At 71.1% G+C, this 23,057-nt stretch carries 19 protein-coding genes; 9 read left to right on the top strand and 10 right to left on the bottom strand.

Annotated features, from left to right (window positions below):
• Positions 1-212 precede the first annotated feature (212 nt).
• Positions 213-779 (top strand): DJ-1/PfpI family protein, encoded by a 567-nt coding sequence (locus tag FVS66_RS15205; RefSeq protein ID WP_149181739.1) that lies wholly within the window; start codon positions 213-215, stop codon positions 777-779.
• Between the two features lie 30 nt (positions 780-809).
• Here FVS66_RS15205 and FVS66_RS15200 read toward each other — a convergent pair whose 3' ends face one another.
• Both FVS66_RS15200 and FVS66_RS15195 read right to left on the bottom strand, forming a co-directional pair.
• A complete protein-coding gene (locus FVS66_RS15200; protein ID WP_149181738.1) occupies positions 810-1,472 on the bottom strand; it encodes an HAD family hydrolase in 663 nt (220 codons plus the stop codon).
• A 35-nt stretch (positions 1,473-1,507) separates the two neighbouring features.
• Positions 1,508-2,014 (bottom strand): DUF6912 family protein, encoded by a 507-nt coding sequence (locus FVS66_RS15195; protein ID WP_149181737.1) that lies wholly within the window; start codon positions 2,012-2,014, stop codon positions 1,508-1,510.
• A 275-nt stretch (positions 2,015-2,289) separates the two neighbouring features.
• Here FVS66_RS15195 and FVS66_RS36825 point away from each other — a divergent pair, with 275 nt between their 5' ends.
• A complete protein-coding gene (locus FVS66_RS36825) occupies positions 2,290-3,120 on the top strand; it encodes an Rv3235 family protein (RefSeq protein WP_222946934.1) in 831 nt (276 codons plus the stop codon).
• 328 nt (positions 3,121-3,448) lie between these two features.
• Here the strand turns inward: FVS66_RS36825 and secA are convergent, their stop codons facing one another.
• Complete coding sequence (gene secA / locus FVS66_RS15185; protein WP_149181736.1) at positions 3,449-6,265, bottom strand: preprotein translocase subunit SecA; 2,817 nt, start codon at positions 6,263-6,265, stop codon at positions 3,449-3,451.
• A 253-nt stretch (positions 6,266-6,518) separates the two neighbouring features.
• On the opposite strand from secA, the gene FVS66_RS15180 reads away from it, so the two are divergent.
• Both FVS66_RS15180 and FVS66_RS15175 read left to right on the top strand, forming a co-directional pair.
• Entirely contained in the window at positions 6,519-7,100 is a 582-nt protein-coding gene (locus tag FVS66_RS15180; RefSeq protein WP_149181735.1) for a GNAT family N-acetyltransferase, read from the top strand.
• A 103-nt stretch (positions 7,101-7,203) separates the two neighbouring features.
• Positions 7,204-8,370: a winged helix-turn-helix domain-containing protein gene (locus tag FVS66_RS15175; protein ID WP_149181734.1), complete on the top strand. Its 1,167-nt coding sequence runs from the start codon at positions 7,204-7,206 to the stop codon at positions 8,368-8,370.
• 7 nt (positions 8,371-8,377) lie between these two features.
• Here the strand turns inward: FVS66_RS15175 and FVS66_RS15170 are convergent, their stop codons facing one another.
• The 7 genes from FVS66_RS15170 to mtnA all read right to left on the bottom strand — a co-directional run bounded on the left by FVS66_RS15170 (position 8,378) and on the right by mtnA (position 17,323).
• Positions 8,378-9,148, bottom strand: coding sequence for a response regulator transcription factor (locus tag FVS66_RS15170; RefSeq protein WP_187645536.1), 771 nt, complete (start codon positions 9,146-9,148; stop codon positions 8,378-8,380).
• A 263-nt stretch (positions 9,149-9,411) separates the two neighbouring features.
• Positions 9,412-10,101 (bottom strand): ribosome hibernation-promoting factor, HPF/YfiA family, encoded by a 690-nt coding sequence (gene hpf / locus FVS66_RS15165; protein WP_149181732.1) that lies wholly within the window; start codon positions 10,099-10,101, stop codon positions 9,412-9,414.
• 333 nt (positions 10,102-10,434) lie between these two features.
• A complete protein-coding gene (locus FVS66_RS15155; protein WP_149181730.1) occupies positions 10,435-11,493 on the bottom strand; it encodes a ComF family protein in 1,059 nt (352 codons plus the stop codon).
• Between the two features lie 94 nt (positions 11,494-11,587).
• On the bottom strand, positions 11,588-13,453 hold the full coding sequence (locus tag FVS66_RS15150; RefSeq protein ID WP_149181729.1) for an LpqB family beta-propeller domain-containing protein: 1,866 nt from the start codon (positions 13,451-13,453) through the stop codon (positions 11,588-11,590).
• Complete coding sequence (gene mtrB / locus FVS66_RS15145; protein WP_187645535.1) at positions 13,443-15,476, bottom strand: MtrAB system histidine kinase MtrB; 2,034 nt, start codon at positions 15,474-15,476, stop codon at positions 13,443-13,445. The genes FVS66_RS15150 and mtrB overlap by 11 nt, the downstream gene beginning before the upstream one ends.
• A gap of 1 nt (position 15,477) precedes the next feature.
• Positions 15,478-16,167 carry a two-component system response regulator MtrA gene (gene mtrA / locus FVS66_RS15140; protein ID WP_187645534.1) on the bottom strand — a complete coding sequence of 230 codons (690 nt, stop codon included), beginning with the start codon at positions 16,165-16,167 and terminating at the stop codon, positions 15,478-15,480.
• A gap of 4 nt (positions 16,168-16,171) precedes the next feature.
• Positions 16,172-17,323, bottom strand: coding sequence for an S-methyl-5-thioribose-1-phosphate isomerase (gene mtnA / locus FVS66_RS15135; protein ID WP_149181726.1), 1,152 nt, complete (start codon positions 17,321-17,323; stop codon positions 16,172-16,174).
• 194 nt (positions 17,324-17,517) lie between these two features.
• Between mtnA and FVS66_RS15130 the strand changes: the two genes are divergently transcribed.
• The 5 genes from FVS66_RS15130 to FVS66_RS15110 are packed head-to-tail and all read left to right on the top strand — an operon-like array spanning position 17,518 to position 22,910.
• Entirely contained in the window at positions 17,518-18,732 is a 1,215-nt protein-coding gene (locus FVS66_RS15130) for a hypothetical protein (protein ID WP_149181725.1), read from the top strand.
• A gap of 4 nt (positions 18,733-18,736) precedes the next feature.
• Positions 18,737-19,429, top strand: coding sequence for a DUF4129 domain-containing protein (locus FVS66_RS15125; RefSeq protein WP_262387009.1), 693 nt, complete (start codon positions 18,737-18,739; stop codon positions 19,427-19,429).
• Positions 19,426-20,607, top strand: a complete 1,182-nt coding sequence (locus tag FVS66_RS15120) for a DUF4350 domain-containing protein (RefSeq protein WP_149181724.1) — start codon at positions 19,426-19,428, stop codon at positions 20,605-20,607. Before FVS66_RS15125 ends, FVS66_RS15120 begins: the two co-directional genes overlap by 4 nt.
• The gene (locus FVS66_RS15115; protein ID WP_149181723.1) at positions 20,604-21,596 is read left to right on the top strand and encodes a MoxR family ATPase; all 993 of its coding nucleotides are present in this window, start codon (positions 20,604-20,606) and stop codon (positions 21,594-21,596) included. Before FVS66_RS15120 ends, FVS66_RS15115 begins: the two co-directional genes overlap by 4 nt.
• A gap of 3 nt (positions 21,597-21,599) precedes the next feature.
• Complete coding sequence (locus FVS66_RS15110; RefSeq protein ID WP_149181722.1) at positions 21,600-22,910, top strand: DUF58 domain-containing protein; 1,311 nt, start codon at positions 21,600-21,602, stop codon at positions 22,908-22,910.
• The last annotated feature ends 147 nt before the right edge of the window (positions 22,911-23,057 follow it).

The following is a 23,057-nucleotide window of genomic DNA, read 5'->3' as shown; positions in this document are numbered from 1 at the left end:
AAGATCAGCGCCCGCCCGGGCACGGTGGCACACCGGGCGCTGGCCGGGGGCTCCGCTGCCCCCGCGGCGTATAGCGCTGATCACGGGTCTAGGCTATCGCCCTCCACCCCTCGGCCGTCATGGGCTGTATGTGTACAAAAGACGAGCCCGAAGTTTGACAGTCTGGACAGCGACAGGCGCGCTCTGAGCCCTCTCTCCCGGAGGAAAGGCCAATGGCAGCGAGAATCCTGATCGTCACCGGCGACGCGGCGGAGGCCCTCGAGGTCCTCTACCCGTACCAGCGGCTGCGCGAGGAGGGGTACGAGGTGCACGTCGCCGCGCCGGCGCGCAAGCGGCTCCGTCTCGTCGTCCACGACGTAGAGCCGGGCCACGACACGTACACCGAGAAGCCCGGCTACGCGCTCACGGCCGACCTGGCCTTCTCGGAGGTCGAGCCGAGCCGGTACGCGGCGGTGGTGATCCCGGGCGGCCGGGCGCCCGAGTACCTCCGCAACGACCCCGAGCTTCGCAAGATCGTCAAGTCCTTCTTCGACTCGGACAAGCCGGTCGCCCAGACCTGCCACGGCCCGCTGCTGACGGCCGTCCTGGGCGCCCTGGAGGGCCGACGGGTCACGGCGCACCCGGCGCTGGAACCGGACATGCAGGCGGCGGGCGCGACCTTCCAGGACGCGGAGGTGGTGACGGACGGGCTCCTGGTCTCGTCTCGCGGCTGGCCGGACAACCCGGCGTGGATGCGGGAGTTCCTGCGTGTGCTGCGGGAGCGGGCACCTGTGAGCTGAGCCGACGGCGGGGGCCACGGCCGGAGCCGCTCAGGTGATCAGGTCATCGGCGACCTGGACGGCCTCCGCCAGGGTGTCGACGACGGGCACACCCACCGATTCCAGGCTGGCGCGGCTGTGGGAGCCGCCCGTGTAGAGGACCGCCTTCGCGCCGACATGCGCGGCCGCGACCGCGTCGTCGGCGGCGTCCCCGATGACGACGACCCGCTCGGGTGCGACCCCGTCCAGGGCCAGCAGGTGCCGCACCATGTGCTGGGCCTTGCCGGAGGTGGACCGGTCCAGGCGCCCGTCGACGCGGACGAACCACTCCTCGATGCCGTGTCGCCGCACCAGCGGCAGCAGGCGCTCGTGCGGCGCCAGCGAGAGCAGCGACTGCGTCCGGCCCAGCTCCCGCGCGGCGGCGAGCAGCTCCGCCGCCCCGTCGGACAGCCCGCAGGCGTCGGCACGCGCCCAGTAGTGCCGGTGGAACGCACCGTCCATGACGGCCCACTCCTCCTCCGTGGGGAGACGGCCCAGCAGCCGCTCGTAGAACAGCGGGACGGGCACGCAGTACAGCTCCCGGTACCGGGCCAGCGTGATCGGCTCCAGACCTATCTCCTCGAAGGCGGCGTTGGTCGCCTCGATGACGGCGCCGATGTCGTCGAGCAGTGTCCCGTTCCAGTCCCAGACCAGATGCGTTCGGTGCTTCCCCATACCAAGACCGTACCGGCAGGGTCCGACAACAGACCTCAGCCGATCAGGCCGGGGACCTCCTGCACGCCGTACCAGAGCAGCTCGTGGTCCTCGGCGCCGTCCACGACGAACTGCGCGTCGTCGTCGCCCATGTCCGCGGCGCCCAGCACGTCGGCCGCCGCGGTGACGTCGGGCTCGGCGTCGTCGGCGTCGGCGTGCACGGCGGCCGCCTTGGCCAGTGGTACGGGCCCGGCGACCCGTACCTCGCCCACGGAGGAGGGGTCGAGGCCCCGGTCGGGGTCGGCGGTCGCGTCGCCGTCCGGGACGTCCACGGCGACGACCACGCGGCGGCGCGCGGCGTCCGGGTCGGCGGCGAGCAGGCGCAGGGAGGCCGCCGCGGCCCGGCTGAGCGCGGCGTACTCCAGCTCCTCGATGTCGTCGGAGACGTACCACTCGCGCAGCCCGGGCGTGACGGCGTACGCGGTCAGCGGGCCGGTGCCGATGGTGCCCGTCCTGTGCGCCTGTGCGAGACCGGGGAGGGTCAGGGGAACGTACACGCGCATGACAGGCCGCTTTCGTAGTCGGGAGACACCCTCAGGATACGTGCGCCGGTACCCCATCGGGGGCCGGTGTCCGCCCGGTTGCGGGTCCAGGCCGCGGCCTGTCCGCTCCCGTCCCCGCCCACGCGGGAAGGGTGCCGCGCCACCCGGATAGGTGATCCCACCAGGGCTTCGGCACGGCCCGGTCGCCATGTTGCGGCCCGCTCGCGGCCCCCGTAGAAGTTGGCCACCGCGAAGTTACCTCCCGGTAGTCCGGGGTCGACGGAAGGACCACGACGATGACGACCACGCCCGCGCCCACGCCTGTGCCGGCGCCCGCGCAGCCGTCCACCACTTCGGCCACAGCCGCCCGGGCGGCGGAGACCCCGAGAACGTCCCCCGCCGCCGTCCGCACCGAGTACGCCGAGCCGACGCGCACGACGGGCGGCCGGCGGCCCCCGGCCCCCGCCGACCCCGCCGCACGCCCCGCTGCGGCGCCCGAGCCCGCACCGGAGCCCGGCCCCGGGCCTGGTCCTGGTCCTGGTCCTGGTCCTGGGCCTGCGCCCGGACACCAGCGGCCGCTCCCGCCCACAACCGCCACCCACGCGGCCCGCGCGGCGAGCCGGCCCGGAGGCCGACGCGACACACGCCGCCCGGGCGGCGGCGCCAGGCCCGGCAACACCCGGCCGCCCGGCGAGCCCCGCCCGGGCACCGTACGGCCACGGCCGCCACACCCACCCGTCGGCGCGGCGCACGGCACGCCCGGCCGCAGCGGCCGCGTCCCGCCCCCGCACGTCCTGTTCGCCGAGCGGCTGCTCGCCGTGCTGACCGGGGAGCGGCCCGTGCACTGGATGCTGGGCCAGACCGTCGGCGAGGCGTACGAGCAACTCATCCGCCTGGCGCCAGCGAACCCCCTGCGCCCAACCGGCACCCGCCACACCCGCCCGGTCCTCCGCCACTGCAAGGGCACCCCCCTACGCCCGGGCGTCGTCGAGGCGTACGCCGGTATCGCGGCCGGCGAACGGGTCCGTGCCATGGCGTTCCGCCTGGAACTCGGCCCCGACCGCCGGTGGCGCTGCGCGGCCGTGGACCTGGGCCCGGAGCCGCACCCACACCCCGCCCCCGCGTAGCCGACGGCGCCGACGGCGCCGACGGGTGACGCCTACCGCCCCTGGAGCCGCTCCGGTGGCGGCACCCCTCTCCGCGTGCGGGCAGCGAACGGGCAACGCCGCCGTACAGCGCAGCGCCCCGCACGGGCCCTCGCGGGCCCTCGCGGGCCCTCGCGGGCGGGCGGGGCAGCAAGACCACCGCAGCCGCACAGAGAACGCGCACGCGGCCGGACGCACCCCTCAGCGCGTCCGCCGACAGCCGCCCGCACACATGCCACGGGGCCGGTACGCGCATCGCGCGCGTACCGGCCCCGTCACTCCGCCGCTCGCCCGCAGGCGAGCCGGGCGGCTACTTCTTGCGGCGACGGCCGCCCTTCTGGGCCTTGCGGCGCTCCGCGCGCGTCATGCCGTCGCCGGAGGCGGAGCGGGCCCCGCCGGCGTTGTCGAAGTCGCCCTCGACGACGCCGCCCTCACCGTCGACGGTGGGCGCCGAGAAGTGCAGGCGGTTCGGGCGCTGTGGGGCGTCCAGGCCCTTGGCGCGGATCTCGGGGCGGCCGGCGCCCGCGGGGACGGCCTCCTCCTTCTCCAGCGACGGCCGCTTCGCGGTCGCCTCCACCGGGACCTCCTCGACCTGCTGCTCGACCTGGACCTCCAGGTTGAACAGGTAGCCGACAGACTCCTCCTTGATGCCCTCCATCATCGCGGTGAACATGTCGAAGCCCTCGCGCTGGTACTCGACCAACGGGTCCTTCTGCGCCATGGCCCGCAGGCCGATGCCCTCCTGGAGATAGTCCATCTCGTACAGGTGCTCGCGCCACTTGCGGTCGAGCACCGACAGGACGACCCGCCTCTCCAGCTCGCGCATGATGTCCGAGCCGAGCTGCTTCTCGCGGGCGTCGTACTGCTCGTGGATGTCGTCCTTCACGGACTCGGCGATGAACTCCGCCGTGATCCCGGCGCGGTCGCCCGCCGCCTCCTCGAGCTCCTCGATAGTGACCTTGCACGGGTAGAGCTGCCTGAAGGCGCCCCACAGCCGCTCCAGGTCCCACTCCTCGGCGAAGCCCTCGACCGTCTCGGCCTGGATGTAGGCGTCGATGGTGTCGTCCATGAAGTGGCGGATCTGCTCGTGCAGATCCTCGCCCTTCAGGACTCGGCGGCGCTCGCCGTAGATGACCTCGCGCTGCCGGTTGAGGACCTCGTCGTACTTCAGGACGTTCTTACGCGTCTCGAAGTTCTGCTGCTCGACCTGCGACTGGGCGGACGCGATCGCGCGCGTGACCATCTTGTTCTCGATCGGCACGTCGTCCGGCACATTCGCCATCGCCATGACGCGCTCGACCATCTGCGCCTTGAACAGCCGCATCAGGTCGTCGCCCAGCGACAGGTAGAAGCGGGACTCGCCCGGGTCGCCCTGCCGGCCGGAACGGCCACGGAGCTGGTTGTCGATACGCCGCGACTCGTGCCGCTCCGTGCCCAGCACGTACAGCCCGCCGAGCTCCTTGACCTCCTCGAACTCGGCCTTGACGGCCAGCTCGGCCTTCTCCAGCGCGGCGGGCAGGGCCGCGGCCCACTCCTCCACGTGCTCGACAGGGTCGAGGCCGCGCTGGCGCAGCTCCGCCTCGGCGAGGTCGTCGGGGTTGCCGCCGAGCTTGATGTCCGTACCACGGCCGGCCATGTTCGTGGCGACCGTCACGGCGCCCTTGCGGCCGGCCTGGGCGACGATCGACGCCTCACGCTCGTGGTTCTTCGCGTTGAGCACCTCGTGCGGGACGCCCCGCTTGGACAGCTGCTGCGACAGGTACTCGGACTTCTCGACCGACGTCGTACCGACGAGGATCGGCTGGCCCTTCTTGTGCTTCTCCGCGATGTCGTCGACGACCGCGGCGAACTTCGCGACCTCGGTGCGGTAGATCAGGTCCGACTGGTCCATACGGACCATGGGCCGGTTCGTCGGGATCGGCACGACGCCCAGCTTGTAGATCTGGTGGAACTCGGCGGCCTCGGTCATCGCCGTACCGGTCATACCGGACAGCTTGTCGTAGAGGCGGAAGAAGTTCTGGAGGGTGATCGTGGCGAGCGTCTGGTTCTCGTCCTTGATCGGGACGCCTTCCTTCGCCTCGATCGCCTGGTGCATGCCCTCGTTGTAGCGGCGGCCCGCGAGGATACGACCCGTGTGCTCGTCGACGATCATGACTTCGCCGTCGATGACGACGTAGTCCTTGTCCTTCTTGAACAGTTCCTTCGCCTTGATGGCGTTGTTCAGATAGCCGACGAGCGGCGTGTTCACCGACTCGTAGAGGTTCTCGATGCCCAGCCAGTCCTCGACCTTGGCGACACCGGACTCGTGGATACCGACGGTCCGCTTCTTCTCGTCGACCTCGTAGTCGCCGGTCTCCTCGATGCCCTTCAGCGGGTTGCCCGGCTCACCCTTGGTGAGGCGCGTGACGAGCTTCGCGAAGTCGCCGTACCACTTGGTGGCCTGGTCGGCCGGGCCCGAGATGATCAGCGGCGTACGGGCCTCGTCGACGAGGATCGAGTCGACCTCGTCGACACAGGCGAAGTTGTGGCCGCGCTGGACGAGCTCGTCCTGGGACCACGCCATGTTGTCGCGGAGGTAGTCGAAGCCGAACTCGTTGTTCGTGCCGTACGTGATGTCGCAGTTGTACTGCTCACGACGCTGCGCCGGCGACATGTTGGCGAGGATGCAGCCGACGGACAGGCCGAGGAACTTGTGCACCCGGCCCATCAGCTCGGAGTCGCGCTCCGCCAGGTAGTCGTTCACCGTGATCAGGTGGACGCCCTTGCCGGACAGCGCGTTCAGATACGCGGGGAGCGTACCGACGAGGGTCTTGCCCTCACCGGTCTTCATCTCCGCCACATACCCGAGGTGCAGCGCGGCGCCACCCATCAGCTGGACGTCGTAGTGACGCTGGCCGAGCACGCGCTTGGCGCCCTCACGGACGGTGGCGAAGGCCTCCGGGAGCAGGTCGTCGAGGCTCTCACCGTCCTGGTACCGCTGCTTGTACTCGTCGGTGAGGGCCCGCAACTCGGCGTCGGAGAGGTTGACGAAGTCCTCTTCGATGGAGTTGACCTGGTCCGCGATGCGGTGCAGTTTGCGCAGGATCTTGCCTTCGCCTGCACGCATGAGCTTGTTGAAGACGGACACTGAGGCTGGTCTCCTTGCCGGTCGGGCCTGGCACTGGGTCTTGTCATGGACACTGGCACGGGCACGGCAGGTGGGCCCCACCGCAACGGTCATCGTAAGCGAGGACCCCACCCCGCCGGGAGGTCCGCACCTCCGAGTGACGATGGCCGGGCCCGGACGCCGCCCTCAAGGAGAACGCACGGGACACGCCGAAGGTGCCGCCTTCCCGCCGAAAGTGTTCGTTCCCAGCACGCACCCGCACCAGAATCCCGTCATGGAACCCGTCACACTCGCCTCCGAGCGCCTGGTGCTCCGCACCTTCACCCTCGACGACGCCGACGAGGTGCGCGCGGCCGTCCAGGACCCCGACATCCAGCGCTGGATACCTCTCCCCGCCCCTTACGGGCTCCAGGAGGCGGAGGACTTCGTCGGCAGGTACGTCCCAGGGGCGTGGCACGACGACACCGAGTACACATTCTCCGCGCGCCCCCGCGAGGGCGGCCCGCTCATCGCCTCCGCCAGCCTCCACCACCCGCGCTCCGGCACCTGGGAGATCGGCTTCTACACGGTCAAGGAACACCGCGGCAACGGCTACGCGACCGAGATCACCCGGACCCTCGCCCACTGGGCCTTCACCAGCCTCGTCTGCACCCGCCTGGAGTGGCGCGCCCAGGTCGGCAACACCGGCTCACGCCTGGTAGCCGAGAAGGCCGGCTTCACCCTGGAAGGCGTCCTGCGCGCCGGCCTGGACTACCGGGGCACCCGCAGGGACTGCTGGCTCGCCTCCCTGCTCCCCTCCGACCTGGGCCTTCCGAGCCCCGCACCGTACGTGCCGGTCCCGGCGCCGGAACGCTGAGCGCGGGGGCGGACCCGATGCCACGACGAAGGCCGCGGGCGGCTGGGCCCGTACGTCCGCTCACCCGGCCGGAGTGTCAGTGGCGGCCTCTATCGTGCGGAGCATGACCACGACCCTGCCGCGTCCCACGACCGAGCTCTCCGCCGACGAGGCCCGCCGCATAGCGCTTCGCGCCCAGGGGTTCCTCGGCGCCCCGGACCGGCGGGCGGGGGTGCGGGGGGTGCTGCGCCGGCTCGGTGCCGTGCAGCTGGACACGATCTCCGTGCTGGCCCGCTCCCACGAGCTGGTGCCCTACGCCCGGCTGGGCGCCGTCGGCCGCCGGGCGGTCGACGCCGCGTACTGGACGGAGCAGCACGCCTTCGAGTACTGGTCGCACGCGGCGTGCGTCCTGCCGGTCGAGGAGTGGCCGCACTTCGCGTTCCGCCGCCGCGCCTACCGGCGGCGCCCGCAGTGGCACCACGACCTGCCGGACGGCGCGTACGACGCGGTGATCGAGCAGCTGCGCGCGGAGGGCCCGCTCACGGCGACAGAGCTGGGCGGCGCGAAGAACGGCGGGGAGTGGTGGGACTGGTCCGCGTCGAAGGTCGCCGTCGAGCGCGCCCTGATGTACGGCGAGGTGGTGTGCATGGAGCGGCGCGGCTGGAAGCGGGTGTACGACCTGGCGGAGCGCGCCGTCCCCGGCGATCTCCTCCATGACGAGCTGGACGACACCGAGTGCCTGCGGCGCCTGGTACGGCTCGCCGGGGAGGCGCTGGGCGTGGGTACCCGGGCGGACATCGCCGACTACCACCGCATCAAGGGCGAGCAGTTCGACGCGGTGGCCGCCGACTCGGGGCTCGTACCGGTGCGGGTCCAGGGCTGGGACAAGCCCGCCTGGGCCGACCCGGCGGCGCTGGCGGCCGAGCCGCGCGGCCGGCACCGTACGACGCTGCTGTCGCCGTTCGACTCGCTGATCTGGGAGCGGGCCCGCACGGAGCGGATCTTCGGCTTCACCCACCGGCTCGAGGCGTACGTCCCGAAGCAGAAGCGGGTCCACGGCTACTTCGCGATGCCGCTGCTGGCGGGCGGCCGGCTGCTGGGCCGCGTCGACCCGGCCCGCGAGGGCACGACGCTGGTGGCCAGGCAGCTGTCCCTGGCGGGCCCCAAGGCGATAGCCCCGATGGCCGGGGCGCTGCGGGAGGCGGCGGAGTGGGTGGGCTGCGACTCGGTCCGTATCGAGCGCACAGACCGCCCCGACCTGGCCCCGGCCCTGACCGCCGCCCTGTCCTGAGGCCGGGCTACCGAATCTCGAGGATCTTCTCCCGCATCGCGTACACGACCGCCTCCATCCTGGAGTGCAGCTGCAGCTTCTCCAGGATGTTCCGGACGTGGTTCTTCACGGTGTTCTCGGAGATGAACAGTTCCTTGGCGATGTCCCGGTTGTTCATCCCGGTCGCCACCAGCTTCAGCACCTCCAGCTCCCGGTCGGTGAGCCGGGGCGCCGGGACGAGGCGGCGGTCGTCGGTGCGCTGGATCATCGACTTGAACTCGGTGAGCAGCTTGGAGGCCATCGACGGGCTGATCTGCGACTGGCCGTCAGCGACGGCCCGGATCGCGGTCGCTACCTCGTCGGTGGAGATCTCCTTCAGGAGGTAGCCGGTGGCGCCCGCCTTGATCGCATCGTAGAGGTCGGCCTCCTCGTCGCTGATCGTCAGCATGATGATTTTCGCGCTGGGGGCGACCTCCTTGATGGATGTGCACGCCTCGATGCCGCCTCGTTTGGGCATGCGTACGTCCATCAGGATGATGTCGGGGAGCAGATCGGCGGCCTTGTCGACGGCTTCCGCGCCGTCGCCCGCCTCCCCGACGACCTGGATGTCCTCCTCCTGTGCGAGGACGATCTCGAGTCCCCGGCGGAAGAGTGCGTGGTCGTCCACGACGAGAACCCTGATCGGTTCTGGCCTGGACGCGCCTCCTCCCCCGTCACCGGAGTCGCCGTGTGCTGCCGCCCCGCAGTCCGGGGCGCCGGAGCCGCCCGGGTGGTGCACCGGGCCGAAGCTGTCCGCCATCGTTCCTCCCCCTGCAGGCCGGGGCCTGTAGTTCATGGTCGGCACACCAACCCGGCTCCATGGTGGACCGGTTGGTACGCGTGGCCATGATTTCATGCCCCGGCACCGAAGCGGTGATCCTTCGGTGGCACAGGGGTGCCCCTGGGGGCGCACGGGGCGCTCCAGGGGCACCACAATCGATCGGATTCAGCCGTTCTTTTCGGCCACGGTCAGCCGCATCGGGCGCCTGCTGTCGGCAGGTCGGCGGTTCCCGGCCGCGGCGGTCAGCCGCCCAGCGCCCCGCCGGCGCCGCGGCCCTCGGCTCCTGCCAGCGGGTCGTTCTCCAGATGGATGACGCCGTAGTCGTAGGCGTGGCGCCGGTACACGACGCTGGGCTGCTTGGTCTCCGCGTCGACGAACAGATAGAAGTCGTGTCCGACAAGCTCCATCTCGTAGAGCGCCTGGTCGAGTGACATGGGGGCGGCCGTGTGGGTCTTCTCGCGCACGATCAGCGGGCCCTCACCCCGTACCTCGAGCGAGCCCATCCTGGTCGTGGGAATGGTCTCCGGCGTCTCGTCGATGACGGCGACACCGGTCCCGTTGAGCCGGGCGACGCCCCGGACCGCGTCGGGCACTTCGGCGGCCGTGAGACGCCCGCTGCCACGACGGGTGTGACGCTTGTCGTGCTGCTTGCGCAGCCGTGCCTCGAGCTTGGCAGTCGCGAGGTCGAGCGCTGCGTACGGGTCGGCTGCGGCCGCTTCCGCCCGGATCACCGGGCCTCGGGAGTGGAGGGTGATCTCCACGCGGTCGGACCTGTCGGCCTGCCGCGGGTTGTGCTCCTTGGACACCTCGACGTCGAGGCTGATCACCTTGCCGTCGAGCTTCTGGATCTTCTCCAGCTTCAGCTTCTCGGCCACGTGCTTGCGGAACCGCTCGGGCACCTCGGTCTTGCGGCCCTTGACGACGATGTCCACGCAGAACTCCGTTCCCGGATCGCTCCAACCAGCTCAGCTGCTGGCGAGCATCTCCCTTTTGCACCAGACCCCGGTGAGCACCGGAGCCTCGGACTTGGCGACTTCGACGTCCTCCTCCCCAGTCGACAAGATCCCCACCCCACAACTTCGATGTGCTGACCGGCTCCGGATTCCGTTCGGACGCATGGCGGCGCATTCGGTGAAGGGCGGCATTCGCCATTCCTGTACAACCGAACATAGCTCGCCCGGACGGGTCTCGGCACCCGCTACCAGCACAAACCTCCGATCAGGTGTTCTTGGTCCCTCACCACCTGCAACGTTGCAACTTCCCTGTCAGTTCCGGTTTATCGCGAACGCTTTTGGAGAAGCTGCGACAACAGCAGCACTGATCAGCAGGCCCTGTTCACGGGCCCCCATCGGCATGTCACGCGGTGCCGATCCAGGCACTCCGGCACCGCGAAACGTCGCGTCACGCAACGCCGCATCGGGTATTGCCGCAAACGGCAATACCCGGTGGTACGCAGCCACATCATCCGCCGCCGGATTGCTCGGCACCACATCGCGCGGGGCCCGACCGCTCCCCGCCGCGCCGTGCGGCACCGGATTCCCGGCAGGGGAGTCACCCAGTGCCGTACCGCCCATCGAGGTATCAGACATCGCCGCGTCGGGCACCGACCGATCGCCCGCCGCCGACTCGCGCACCGCCGCGTCGCGCACCGCCGCGTCGCGCAGGGCACGCGCGGCCTCGGCCAGTGAGGCGCCGGTCGTCATGAGGTCGTCGACCAGGACGACCCGCGCGCCCCGCAGCAGCCGCCCGCCCCCGGCGACCACCTCCAGCGCGCCCGCCAGGTTCGCCAGCCGCTGCTTCGCGTCCAGTCCGGCCTGGTCCGCGACCGCCCGCCGCTGCCGCAGCACCGGGACGGCCCGCGCCGCCAGCCCCGCACGCCGCAGCTCCCCGGCCGCCGCCACAGCCACCCGCCGCACCGCGTCATGGCCACGCGCCCGCACAGCGCGGCGCGCCGACGGCACCGGAACCAGCACCAGGGGGAGGGCCCCCGCCCCACCCCCACCCACCCCCGTCCCCCAGCAGGCCCCCTCACCCCCCGCAGCGGCCCGTACAGCCCCCGCCACGGCCACGCCCAGGGCTGGGGCCAGCCCGAGGGCACCGCGCTCCTTGTGGGCGAGCAGGACCGCTCGTACGGCGTCGGCGTACGGCGCGGCGGCCCACACACCCGGGAGCCCGGCCGGTTCCGGCTCGGGTCGTACCCGTACCGGCGGCCGCCCGTGCAGCGACCTGGCGCAGGTGTCGCACAGAGCCGTACGGGAACGGCCGCACCCGGCGCAGGTCACCGGCAGGACGAGCCCGGTGATCTCTTGCCACCATCCCCGCATGAGGTCCACTCTGGCGTGGCCGGGGGCGGGGTGCCACCCCTGTGGACAACTGCGGTGGAAGGGGCGGTCGCCGGTGTCAGCCGGGGTAGACGTTTCAGCCGGGGTAGACGGGTGAGGTGCCCTTCTCGACCATGGGCTGCCAGTTCACACCGGACTGGAGCCGTACGATCCCGTCGTCGGCCGAGGCGACCAGGGGTGCCCGCTCGTCGTTCGCGGCGGCCACGGCGTTGACCTGGTTGAGGCCCGGGATGACGCCGGCCGCGGCGGAGCCGTCGGTCTGGAGGTAGCGGACCTGCTGCACGCCGCCGGACTGCTTGCCGAGGACGACGAGGCGGCTGGGCCCGGCCCAGGACACCGAGGTCACGGACTCCATGCGTGGTGCCACGGCCTTGAGGTCCACGACGGAGACGTTCTGCCGGTCGCCGGTGCTCTGCCGTTCGACGCGGCCGATCTGCAGTGTGGTCTTGCCGCCCTTGCTGAGCAGCAGGGCCACGCGCACCCCGTCCTCGGAGAGCCGGAGTCCCTCGATGCGTACGCCGTCGGTCAGCCACGGCGTCGTGACGGTGATGGGCGCACCGGAGCCGCCGCGGAGGAGCAGCAGTCTGGGGGTGGCCGGGTCGCGGTCGGCGACCCACAGGTCGTTGCGTCCGTCCCAGCTGGGCGCGGAGAGTCGGTCATCGGGCCGGGCGCCGCGACTGGCGACGAGTGGTTCGGGGAGTTCCGCGTCGGCTTCGATGGACGCGACGCGGAGTGTGCGGCCGTTCTCGGACACGGCGGCGGCGTGCTTCTCGTCGCGTGCCACGGCGACCTTCTCGACCTTGGCGGCGCCGTCGCCGAAGGGCCCGTACACGTGTCTGGGTTCGACGGTTTCCTTGGCGCCGGCCTGGAGGCGGGCGAGCTTTCCGGAGGCGTCGATGTAGTAGGGGTTCTCGCGGAGCCCTGGGGTGGGGTCGGCGGTGAAGTCGGATCGCTGGTCCTCGCCGACGACACACAGCGAGCGCCCGTCGGAGCGCAGGAGTTCCACCTGTTCCACTCTGGTGGAGGCCAGGTCTCCGACGGTGAAGAGGACTTGGGCGGCCATTTTGCGGCACTGCTCGAGGTCGACGTTGTCGGCCTTGTCGTTGAGCGGCACCTTCAGTGTGTTCCGGTCGTCCGTCGTCAGGGACGTGGTGTCCTTCTTCAGCGCCGTCCCGGTGGGGAAGCGTGAATCGACGGCGGGTTTCAACCAGTTCGTCGGGCCTTCGAGGAGGGCTTTCACCGTCTGTGTCAGTGAGTCCATCCGCGTCACGGGGTCCTGGCGTTTCCGGATGTAGACCGGGTCGGCGACCACCCAGTTCTTGCCGGACGCGAAGTAGTACTTGTTGACCGATCGGTAGTTGCGCTGGAAGTCGGATTCGCTGAGGAGCAGGCCCTGTGGCAGGACGTCGATCCGCCATTCCTTCTGCTTGCCGTCGGCGGAGTGCTGCTGGACGAGATGGATCGACTCGGTATATGAGACGGAGCCGAGCGGCTGGTAGGCGTGCCGGTCGTCGACGGTGGCGACCTTCTGCCCGGACACCTGGTAGACGAGGGTCTGGGTGTCGCGGGGTGCGCCGCGTTCCGGGCGCCGGGGTTCGGCCTGCTGGGGCACGGGGGCGGAGCTGAGCACCGTGGTGCGTTCCTCGGGCTTCCAGGTGCGCGCGGCCTGCTTGGTGAGGTATTTGCGGGCGGTCGCGAAGCCGGGGTCGTCGCCGGTCATCGCCTCCAGGAACCCCTCGACGATCTCGGCGGGTTCGGCGTTCTCGCGGGGCGGCACGGGGTAGACGCGTACCTGGGAGTCGCCTTGCCGGGATGCCTTGACGGCGCTGACGTCTCCGCTGTCGGGCATGGAGGCGCAGCCGGCGAGGACGGCGGCGCAGGTGAGGACTGCCGCGCCGCGTGCCGTTCGCCGATGGTGGTGCCGGCGGCGGTCAGCGCCCACGGGTGGTGTCCTTCCGCTCTGTGTGTTCCTGGTCGGTCGGCGTGTCGTGGGCCGTCCGGCCGGTCTGTCCGCGTGCGACGACTCGGGTTCCGCTGCCGGGGAGCGCGGTGGGGTCGGCGGTGGCGGTCCGGGTCTGGCGGGGTGGTACGGCGGATCGTGGCGGGACGTGGAGTCCGGTGCCGCTGCCGGCCTGGGTCTGTCCGGGTACGCCGGTGTGCCGGGTGTTCTGTTGTGCCGTTTCGGCGGCTGCCCGTTCCCGGTTGCGGCGGGAGTCGTCGGGTTCTAGGGGTATGGGTGAGCCGCGGAGGGGTTCGTCGGCGGTGCGGGGCAGGGTGAGCCGGAACTGTGAGCCGCCGCCGGGTTCGCCCCATGCCTGGAGCCATCCACCGTGGAGGCGGGCGTCCTCGAGGGCGATGGACAGTCCGAGGCCGGTTCCGCCGGTGGTGCGGGCGCGTGCGGGGTCGGCGCGCCAGAAGCGGTTGAAGACACGGGTCGCTTCGCCGGGTTTGAGGCCGACGCCGTAGTCGCGTACGGCGACGGCGACGGCGCCGCCGGCTGCGGCGAGGCGTACGACGACGTCGCGGCCTTCGCCGTGTTCGACGGCGTTGACGACGAGGTTGCGCAGGACGCGTTCGACGCGTCGGGCGTCGGCTTCGGCGATGACGGGTTGTTCGTCGCCGATGACGCGGATGTGGCCGCCCTTGTGTTCGGCGAGGGGCTCGGCGCCGCCGATGACGCGGTGTACGACGTCGCGCAGGTCTATCGGTTCGGCTTCGAGTGCGGCGGCGCCGGCGTCGAAGCGGCTGATCTCCAGGAGGTCGCCGAGGAGTGATTCGAACCGGTCGAGCTGGTCGCCGAGGAGTTCGGCGGAACGCGCGGTGACGGGGTCGAAGTCGCCGCGTGCCTCGTGGATGACGTCTGCGGCCATGCGGACGGTGGTGAGGGGTGTGCGGAGTTCGTGCGACACGTCGGAGACGAAGCGCCGCTGCATCCTGGACAGGTCCTCCAGCTGCTGGATCTTGTGCTGGAGGTTCTGGGCCATCTTGTTGAAGGCTTCGCCGAGGCGGGCGATGTCGTCCTCGCCGGTGACCTTCATGCGTTCCTGGAGGCGTCCGGCGGAGAGTCGTTCGGCGACGCCGGCGGCCATGCGGACGGGGGTGACGACCTGCCGGACGACGAGCCAGGCGATGGCGCCGAGGAGGACGACGACGAAGAGCCCGGCGGTGGCGATGGTCGTCTTGACGAGGGTGAGGGAGGCTTCTTCCTGGGTGAGGGGGAAGAGGTAGTACAGCTCGTACGTGTTGCCCTCGACGTCGTTGAGGCGCTTGCCGATCACGAGTCCGGGTTCGGAGTGCTGTCCGTCGGCGTATTGGATCCGGGTGTACGTCTGGAAGGTGCCGGTGCCTTGTGCGACGGCTTCGCGCAGGGCGACGGGGATGCTTTCGACTTTGACTCCGCCGGACGCGCGGGCGCCGCGGCTGGGTGCGGTGCCCGCGGAGTCGGAGCTGAGTGCGACGACGTCGAAGGCTCCGGCGCCGCCGCTGGCGAGCTGGACGACGAGGTCGGAGCGCCAGTTCAGCAGGGATCGTGAGGTGGCTCCGGTGCCGTCGCCGCCTTCGGGCCCGGCGGAGCCGGTGGCGGCGCTGGCTTCGTCCTGCGCCGCGGAGAAGCCGCCCGCGGCCTGGCTCTGGGCGGCCCTCTCCTTGGCGTCGAGGAGGCCGTTGCGGACCTGTCCTATGACGACGAAACCGAGCAGCAGCACCACGCCGAGCGACATCAGCAGGGTGGCGACGACCACGCGCAGCTGGATGTTGCGCCGCCACAGCCGTACGGCGGGCAGCAGCGGGCGGCGGATCCAGCGCGCCAGGAGGCGGAGCACCGGTCCGCCCGGTGCTCCGTCCTGGAGCAGGCGTCCGCCGTGGAGGACGCGGCCCAGGCGTGAGGGGCCGTGCCCGGGTCCGGCAGCCCGCCCCGCACGGACTCCCGGATTCCCGGGCTTCGGAGCAGCACTGCCGCGGGTCATGTCAGTTCGGTCCCGCCTTGTAGCCGACGCCACGGACGGTCACGACGATCTCGGGCCGCTCGGGGTCCTTCTCGACCTTGGAGCGGAGCCGCTGGACGTGCACGTTCACGAGGCGGGTGTCGGCGGCGTGGCGGTAGCCCCAGACCTGTTCGAGGAGCACTTCGCGGGTGAAGACCTGCCACGGCTTGCGGGCGAGCGCGACGAGGAGGTCGAACTCGAGCGGGGTGAGGGCGATGGACTGCCCGTCCCGCTTCACCGAGTGGCCGGCCACGTCGATGACGAGGTCACCGATGGTGAGCTGTTCGGGTGCGGGCTCTTCGGACCTGCGGAGTCGTGCCCGGATGCGGGCGACGAGCTCCTTGGGCTTGAACGGTTTGACGATGTAGTCGTCGGCGCCGGATTCGAGGCCGACGACGACGTCCACGGTGTCGCTCTTGGCGGTGAGCATCACGATCGGTACTCCGGACTCGGCCCGGATGAGCCGGCACACCTCGATGCCGTCCCGTCCGGGCAGCATGAGGTCGAGCAGCACCAGGTCGGGCTTGCTCTCCCGGAATGCGGCGAGTGCCTTGTCGCCGTCCGCTACGAACGACGGCTCGAACCCTTCACCACGGAGCACGATCCCGAGCATCTCGGCAAGTGCGGTGTCGTCGTCGACGACGAGGACGCGTCCCTTCATAATCGACATCATCCCATTAGCTAATCGTTACCTGGCGTGACCTGGCACACAGCTCTTCGATTCCTCTTCCGGTCACCGGCGATACCACTCCTGCCTCGGTAACGATCGCGGTCACCAATTCGGGCGGCGTGATGTCAAAGGCGGGGTTGTAGGCCTGCGTTCCGAGTGGCGCGACCGGTGCCCCTGCGCCCGTACCCAGTCCGGCCGAGCCCACCTGCACCGGTGTTGTGAGCTGCGTCACTTCGCTTCCCGGCCGCTGTTCGACCTCGATGGACGCCCCGTCCGGGGTGTCGGTGTCGATGGTGGTCACGGGTGCGACCACCACGAACGGTACGTGGTGGTACTTGGCGAGCACCGCGAGGGGATAGGTCCCGACCTTGTTCGCGACGGATCCGTCGGCGGCGATGCGGTCGGCGCCGACGAGGACGGCGTCGACCTTGCCCGCCGCGAAGAGAGACCCGGCGGCGTTGTCGGTGAGCAGGGTGTACGTCAGGCCGTTGCGGGCGGCCTCGTAGGCGGTGAGCCGGGCGCCTTGCAGCAGGGGCCGTGTCTCGTCGACCCACAGGCGGCGCAGCCTCCCGGCCCGGTGTGCCGCCAGGGCGACGGCGAACGCGGTGCCCTCGCCGCCCGACACCAGGGCACCGGTGTTGCAGTGGGTGAGGATCCGGTGACTGCCGCCGGGCAGGAGCTCGTCGAGCAGTGCCACGCCCCGGGCGGCCATGGCCTCGCTGGCCTCGGCATCCTCCCGGTGCAGCTGCCGGGCCTCCGCAAGCGCGGCTTCTGCGGCCCGCTCGGGCTCGGCGTCCTTCTCGGCCACGGCCCGGTACGCGCCGAGGGCGCGCCGTACCCCGTATCCGAGGTTCACAGCGGTGGGCCGCGCTCCGGCAAGCTGAGCCGCGGCTTCCTCCACGTCGTAACCGCGGGCGGCGGCCAGCGCCACCCCGTAGGCGCCCGCGATGCCCAGTACGGGCGCGCCGCGGACGGCAAGGTCCTGGATGGCCCGCACGAGGGCGGGCACGTCCGTACAGACCAGCTCGACCTCCTCGGCGGGGAGCCGTGTCTGGTCGAGGAGCACCACGACGGGGCCTTCCGGGGGGTCCGCCCAGCGCAGCACGGGCGGCGCGGGCGGCTGTTCACCGAGGGGCTTTCCTGCGTACTGATCAGCCATCCGACCAGTCTGCCCGCTGAACCAGTGACAATGAAGGTGTTGACGTTGGCGTTGAAGTCTCCAGGGCCCTGGCCAGGGGTCGGGTGTCGCGTGGCACGATGGCTGCCGACCTGCCGCTCAGTACGGCGGCCAGGCGCCGTGACCGACCCGGCTCGACGAGTGGGCCCCGCGACCAAGCCACGAGGTGGACGACCGTGAACGACTCTCCGGGCTGGGCTTCGCCCGGATCTCCTTCCCCGTCCGACGACCAGGGCGCCGGTGCGCCGCACCCGGCCGGTGACCAGGCTCCCGCTCCGAAGTGGTCCGAGAACCAGCCACCCGCCGCCCAGTGGTCCCCACCGGCCGCTCCCGGCCCTGGCCGGCAGGCTCCGCCACCGCCCCCTGGCCGGGGCGGTGGGCCGTACGCGGGCTGGGGCAGGCCGACGGCGCCGAAGCCGGGTGTGATCCCGCTGCGCCCGCTGGGTGTGGGCGAGATCCTCGACGGCGCGGTGTCCACGTTGCGCGCGCACTGGCGGACGGTTCTCGGTATCACTCTGGCCGTGTCCGCCGTCGTGCAGATCACCCAGATCCTCCTGCAGCGCTATGTGCTGCCTCAGCAGCCTCAGATCAATCCGGACGCGAGCCCGTCGGAGCAGCTGGAGCAGTTGGCGGAGTCCTTGCGGGTGAGCATGGTCTCCGCGGCTCCGGCGATGCTGCTCGGCCTCATGGCCACGTTCGTCACCACGGCCCTGCTGACGTTCGTGGTGAGCCGCTCGGTGCTGGGCCGTCCGGTGACGTTCTCGGACGTCTGGAGTGAGGCCCGCCCCCGGTTGCTCCCCCTGCTTGGTCTGACGTTCCTCGTCCCGCTGATCGTCGTCGCCGTCGTGGCGGTGGGCATCGCACCGGGGCTGCTGATCGGCTCCGGGGCGGGTGCCCTGCTGGTGTTCCTGGGTGGTCTCGGGGCGGTGCTCGTCGTGCTGTGGCTGACGGTCCGCTTCAGCCTGGCCTACTCGGCTCTGATGCTGGAGCGGCAGGGTGTGCTGGCGTCGCTGCGCCGCTCGGCGAAGCTCGTGCAGGGCTCCTGGTGGCGGATCTTCGGCATTCTCATCCTGACGGCGCTGCTGACTTTCGTGGTGGCGATGATCGTGTCCCTGCCGTTCACCATCGTCGCGTACGCGGTGGACGGTGACGGGATCGACGCCATGTTCGCGGGGGGCAACGCTCAGCTCGGCTGGACGTTCCTGATCATCAGCGGTATCGGTGCCGTCATCGCATCGGCGATCATGTACCCGATCTCCGCCGGTGTCACCGTCCTCCTGTACGTGGACCAGCGCATCCGCCGGGAGGCCCTCGACCTCGAACTCGGCCGGGCTGCGGGCGTGCCCGGCTACGGCCCGGCCTCGCCGGGCGACACCACTCCTAGGAGCTGATGCGGTGCCGATCACGGGGGGAGCGGTGTCGGCGTGGCGGCTGGTCCCCACGGGCGACGACGTGCCACCGCTGGACATTCCGCGTGTGCCGGCGCGTGAGGCGGCGGAGCGGGAGCTGTCCAAGCCGATGTACGGGGAGGACGAGCCGAACATTCTCCTCCGCGCCGTGGACGCCTTCCTGGACTGGATCAACGGCCTCTTCGCGTCCGCGTCGGGTGCCACCCCGGGCGGCTGGCTGGGCATCATGGTGATCGTCCTCGTCGTCGTGGCCCTGGCCGTGGCCCTGTGGTTGCGGCTCGGCGCGCCGAAGCGCGCCGCGGGAACGTCGGACTCGCTGTTCGACGACGGTCCGCGCACCGCGGGGGACCACCGCGCCGCCGCTGAGAAGCACGCGGCTGCAGGGCGCTGGAACCAGGCCGTGCAGGAGCGCATGCGGGCCGTCGTCCGCTCCTTGGAGGAACGCACTCTCCTCGACCCGCGCCCGGGCCGTACGGCGGACGAGGCGGCCGCGGAGGCCGGCCGCGCGCTGTCGGCCCACTCGGATGAGCTGCGTGCCGCCGCCCGCGAGTTCGACGACGTGACATACGGCGGCCGCACCGCCGACCAGCGCGCGTACCAGCGCCTCAAGGATCTGGACACCGCTCTGGAGCGGGCCAGGCCCCAGTGGAGCAGTGCCGCCCAGGGAGCCGCCGAGTGACCGCCTCCAACACCTCCCTGTCCCGGGACACCCGGCAGGTCTGGACCCGTGCCCGGGGCATTCTTTTCGCGGTCGCCCTGCTCATCGTGGCGGGCGTCATCCTGGCCCTGCTGGGCACCGGCGACCGGCACGGACGCCTCGACCCGCGCTCCACGGACCGCAACGGCAGCCGTGCCGTCGCCGAACTGCTGAAGGAACGCGGTGTCTCCATCCGCGTGGCCACCTCTCTCGACGAGGTCACGGCCGCGGCGGGCCCCGATTCCACTCTGCTGGTCACGGCACCGGACCTGCTGACCGATCACCAGCAGACCGTGCTGCGTGGCGTGATGGACAACTCCGGTGGCCGCACCGTCCTCCTCGCCCCCGGCACGCCATCCGTTGACAGCCTGGCCCCTGGCGTGACGGCCGAACTCCCCGACCCCGTCACGGCGCTCGCACCGGGTTGCTCCTGGCCGGAGGCCCGCCGCGCGGGTTCGGCAAATCTCGGCGGCAAGCGGTACGTGACGACGGGCGCCGACCCTGCCGACACCTGCTACTTCAGCGACGGCCTGCCCACCCTCGTCCACCTCAAGGGCACCGCCGGCAGCGACACCGTGCTGCTCGGCTCGGCCGATCTTCTCTTCAACCACCGCCTCGCCGACGAGGGCAACGCGTCGCTCGCTCTGCAACTCCTCGGTTCCCGCACCCATCTCGTCTGGTACCTCCCCTCACTCGCTGATAGCGGGGACCGCGGCGTCGAGGAGGAATCGGACTTCCTCAGCCTGATCCCCTCGGGCTGGCTCTGGGGCACACTGCAACTCGCCGTGGCTGCCGCGCTCACCGCGATCTGGCGTGCCCGCCGCCTCGGCCCCCTTGTCACGGAGCGCCTTCCAGTCGCCATCCGCGCCTCGGAGGCGACGGAGGGCCGTGCCCGCCTCTACTTCCGGGCGAACGCCCGTGACCGTGCCGCCGCTGTGCTGCGCTCGGCGACCCGCGCACGACTCGCCCCACTCGTGGGCGTCCCGACGAGGGAGGCCCACTCCCCCGACGCCCTGCTCCCCGCCCTGTCGGCCCGGCTGTCCGGCGGCGAGACAGACCTACGGGACCTGTTGTTCGGCCCGGCTCCCACACATGACGCCGCGCTTGTCCTCCTGGCAGATCAACTCGACGCCCTCGAAAGAGAGGTACGCACCTCATGAGTGCCCCGACCCCCGAGACCCCTGAGAACTCGGACCGCGCCCGCGCCTCGCTGGAAGCCCTGCGCACCGAGATCGCCAAGGCCGTGGTCGGGCAGGATCCCGCTGTCACCGGACTCGTTGTCGCCCTGCTCTGCCGAGGCCATGTCCTCCTGGAGGGCGTGCCCGGTGTCGCCAAGACGCTGCTCGTCCGCGCGCTTGCCGCGTCGCTGGAACTCGACACGAAGCGTGTCCAGTTCACCCCTGACCTGATGCCGAGCGACGTGACCGGTTCACTGGTCTACGACACCCGAACCGCCGAGTTCTCCTTCCAGCCGGGACCGGTCTTCACCAACCTGCTGCTCGCCGACGAGATCAACCGGACTCCGCCGAAGACCCAGTCGTCGCTTCTGGAGGCCATGGAGGAGCGCCAGGTCACGGTGGACGGCACCCCGCGTCCGCTCCCCGAGCCGTTCCTGGTCGCCGCGACGCAGAACCCCGTGGAGTACGAGGGCACTTACCCACTCCCCGAGGCGCAACTGGACCGGTTCCTCGTGAAGCTGACGGTGCCTCTGCCCTCGCGCGACGACGAGATCAACGTGCTGACCCGCCACGCGGAGGGCTTCAACCCCCGTGACCTGAAGGGCGCCGGTGTCCACCCGGTGGCCGGCCCCGCGGATCTGGAAGCCGCGCGCCGTGCGGTCGCCCGGACCTCGGTCTCCGCCGAGATCGCCGGCTATGTGGTCGATATCTGCCGTGCCACTCGTGAATCCCCCTCGCTCACACTTGGCGTCTCCCCGCGAGGCGCCACCGCTCTGCTCTCCACCGCCCGCGCCTGGGCCTGGCTCACCGGCCGCGACTACGTCATCCCGGACGATGTGAAGGCCCTGGCCCTGCCCACTCTGCGTCACCGCATCCAGCTGCGCCCCGAGGCGGAGATGGAGGGTTTTACGGCCGACTCCGTCATCAGCTCGATCCTCGCCCACGTCCCCGCGCCCTCGCTAAGGCAGTGACCCATGGCCCTCACCGGACGAACCGCGCTCCTGGCCGCGATCGGCTCACTGCCCGTCGGGATCCTGGCTCCCAGCTGGACAGGGATGCTCGCCGTCAACGCCCCCCTGTCCCTCGCAATTCTGTGCGACTACATGCTCGCGGCGCCAGTACGAACACTGCGGTTCACCCGAAGTGGTGACACGACCGTTCGACTCGGTGACGGCGCCGAGGTGGAGCTCATGGTGGCGAACCCGTCCAGGCGTCGCCTCCGGGCGGATGTCCGCGACGCGTGGCCGCCCAGCAGCTGGTCCACGGGGAGCGAGCAGACGGCTTCCAGACACAAGGTCGACGTGCCAGCGGGCGAACGCCGCAGGATGAAGACGCTGCTGCGGCCCACCCGCCGCGGCGACCGGCAGGCTGAGCGGGTCACCGTCCGCTCGTACGGCCCGCTGGGGCTGGCCGCCCGCCAGGGCAGCCACCGCGTGCCGTGGTCGGTCCGTGTGCTGCCCCCTTTCACCAGCCGTAAGCACCTGCCGTCGAGGCTGGCGCGCCTGCGTGAACTGGACGGCCGCACCAGCGTGCTGACCAGGGGCGAGGGCACCGAGTTCGACAGCCTCCGCGAGTACGTCCCAGGCGACGACACCCGTTCCATCGACTGGCGGGCCACGGCCCGCCAGTCCTCCGTCGCCGTCCGCACGTGGCGCCCGGAACGCGACCGGCACATCCTGCTGGTACTGGACACCGGCCGTACCTCGGCGGGCCGTGTGGGCGACGTCCCACGGCTCGACGCGGCCATGGACGCGGCCCTTCTCCTGACCGCGCTCGCAGCGCGTGCGGGTGACCGGGTGGACCTGCTGGCATACGACCGCCGGACCCGGGCACGGGTACAGGGCCGTGCGGCGGGGGACGTCCTGTCGGCCATGGTGGACGCCATGGCGACGCTCGAGCCCGAGCTGGTCGAGACCGACGCGCGCGGCCTCAGCGCCGCGGCCCTGGCCGCAGCCCCGCGCCGCTCGCTCGTCGTGCTCTTGACGACCCTCGACGCGGCCCCGATCGAGGAAGGGCTGCTCCCGGTCCTGCCGCAGCTCACCCAGCGGCACACCGTGCTGGTGGCCTCCGTCTCGGATCCCCACGCCGACGAGATGACCAAGTCTCGCGGCACGGCTCAGGCGGTGTACGAGGCTGCCGCCGGCGCCCAGGCCCAGGCTCAGCGGCGCCACACCGCGGAACAGCTCGAACGGCACGGTGTCACGGTCGTGGACGCGACTCCGCAGAACCTCGCCCCCGCCCTCGCCGACGCGTATCTGGCGCTGAAAGCTGCGGGACGCCTCTGAGAAGCGGCTGCGAGAGGATATGGAACGAGAGGATGGAAAGGGAGTCTCCATAGGAGGCTCCAAAAACCCCGGAAATGCGAGAAGCCCCGCACCAACGGTGCGGGGCTCCCCCATCAAAAATAGTTCGGCGGTGTCCTACTCTCCCAC

The organism is Streptomyces sp. TRM49041, from assembly GCF_008271805.1.
Classification (GTDB): domain Bacteria; phylum Actinomycetota; class Actinomycetes; order Streptomycetales; family Streptomycetaceae; genus Streptomyces.
This window is presented reverse-complemented; position numbering and strand designations above follow the sequence as displayed.

Bases quoted from the DNA above. Each gene is read 5' to 3' on its own strand.
- FVS66_RS15205 (WP_149181739.1), top strand. From the start codon at position 213: ATGGCAGCGAGAATCCTGATCGTCACCGGCGACGCGGCGGAGGCCCTC.
- FVS66_RS15200 (WP_149181738.1), bottom strand. From the start codon at position 1,472: ATGGGGAAGCACCGAACGCATCTGGTCTGGGACTGGAACGGGACACTG.
- FVS66_RS15195 (WP_149181737.1), bottom strand. From the start codon at position 2,014: ATGCGCGTGTACGTTCCCCTGACCCTCCCCGGTCTCGCACAGGCGCAC.
- FVS66_RS36825 (WP_222946934.1), top strand. From the start codon at position 2,290: ATGACGACCACGCCCGCGCCCACGCCTGTGCCGGCGCCCGCGCAGCCG.
- FVS66_RS15180 (WP_149181735.1), top strand. From the start codon at position 6,519: ATGGAACCCGTCACACTCGCCTCCGAGCGCCTGGTGCTCCGCACCTTC.
- FVS66_RS15175 (WP_149181734.1), top strand. From the start codon at position 7,204: ATGACCACGACCCTGCCGCGTCCCACGACCGAGCTCTCCGCCGACGAG.
- FVS66_RS15170 (WP_187645536.1), bottom strand. From the start codon at position 9,148: ATGGCGGACAGCTTCGGCCCGGTGCACCACCCGGGCGGCTCCGGCGCC.
- FVS66_RS15155 (WP_149181730.1), bottom strand. From the start codon at position 11,493: ATGCGGGGATGGTGGCAAGAGATCACCGGGCTCGTCCTGCCGGTGACC.
- mtrB (WP_187645535.1), bottom strand. From the start codon at position 15,476: ATGACCCGCGGCAGTGCTGCTCCGAAGCCCGGGAATCCGGGAGTCCGT.
- mtrA (WP_187645534.1), bottom strand. From the start codon at position 16,167: ATGATGTCGATTATGAAGGGACGCGTCCTCGTCGTCGACGACGACACC.
- mtnA (WP_149181726.1), bottom strand. From the start codon at position 17,323: ATGGCTGATCAGTACGCAGGAAAGCCCCTCGGTGAACAGCCGCCCGCG.
- FVS66_RS15115 (WP_149181723.1), top strand. From the start codon at position 20,604: ATGAGTGCCCCGACCCCCGAGACCCCTGAGAACTCGGACCGCGCCCGC.
- FVS66_RS15110 (WP_149181722.1), top strand. From the start codon at position 21,600: ATGGCCCTCACCGGACGAACCGCGCTCCTGGCCGCGATCGGCTCACTG.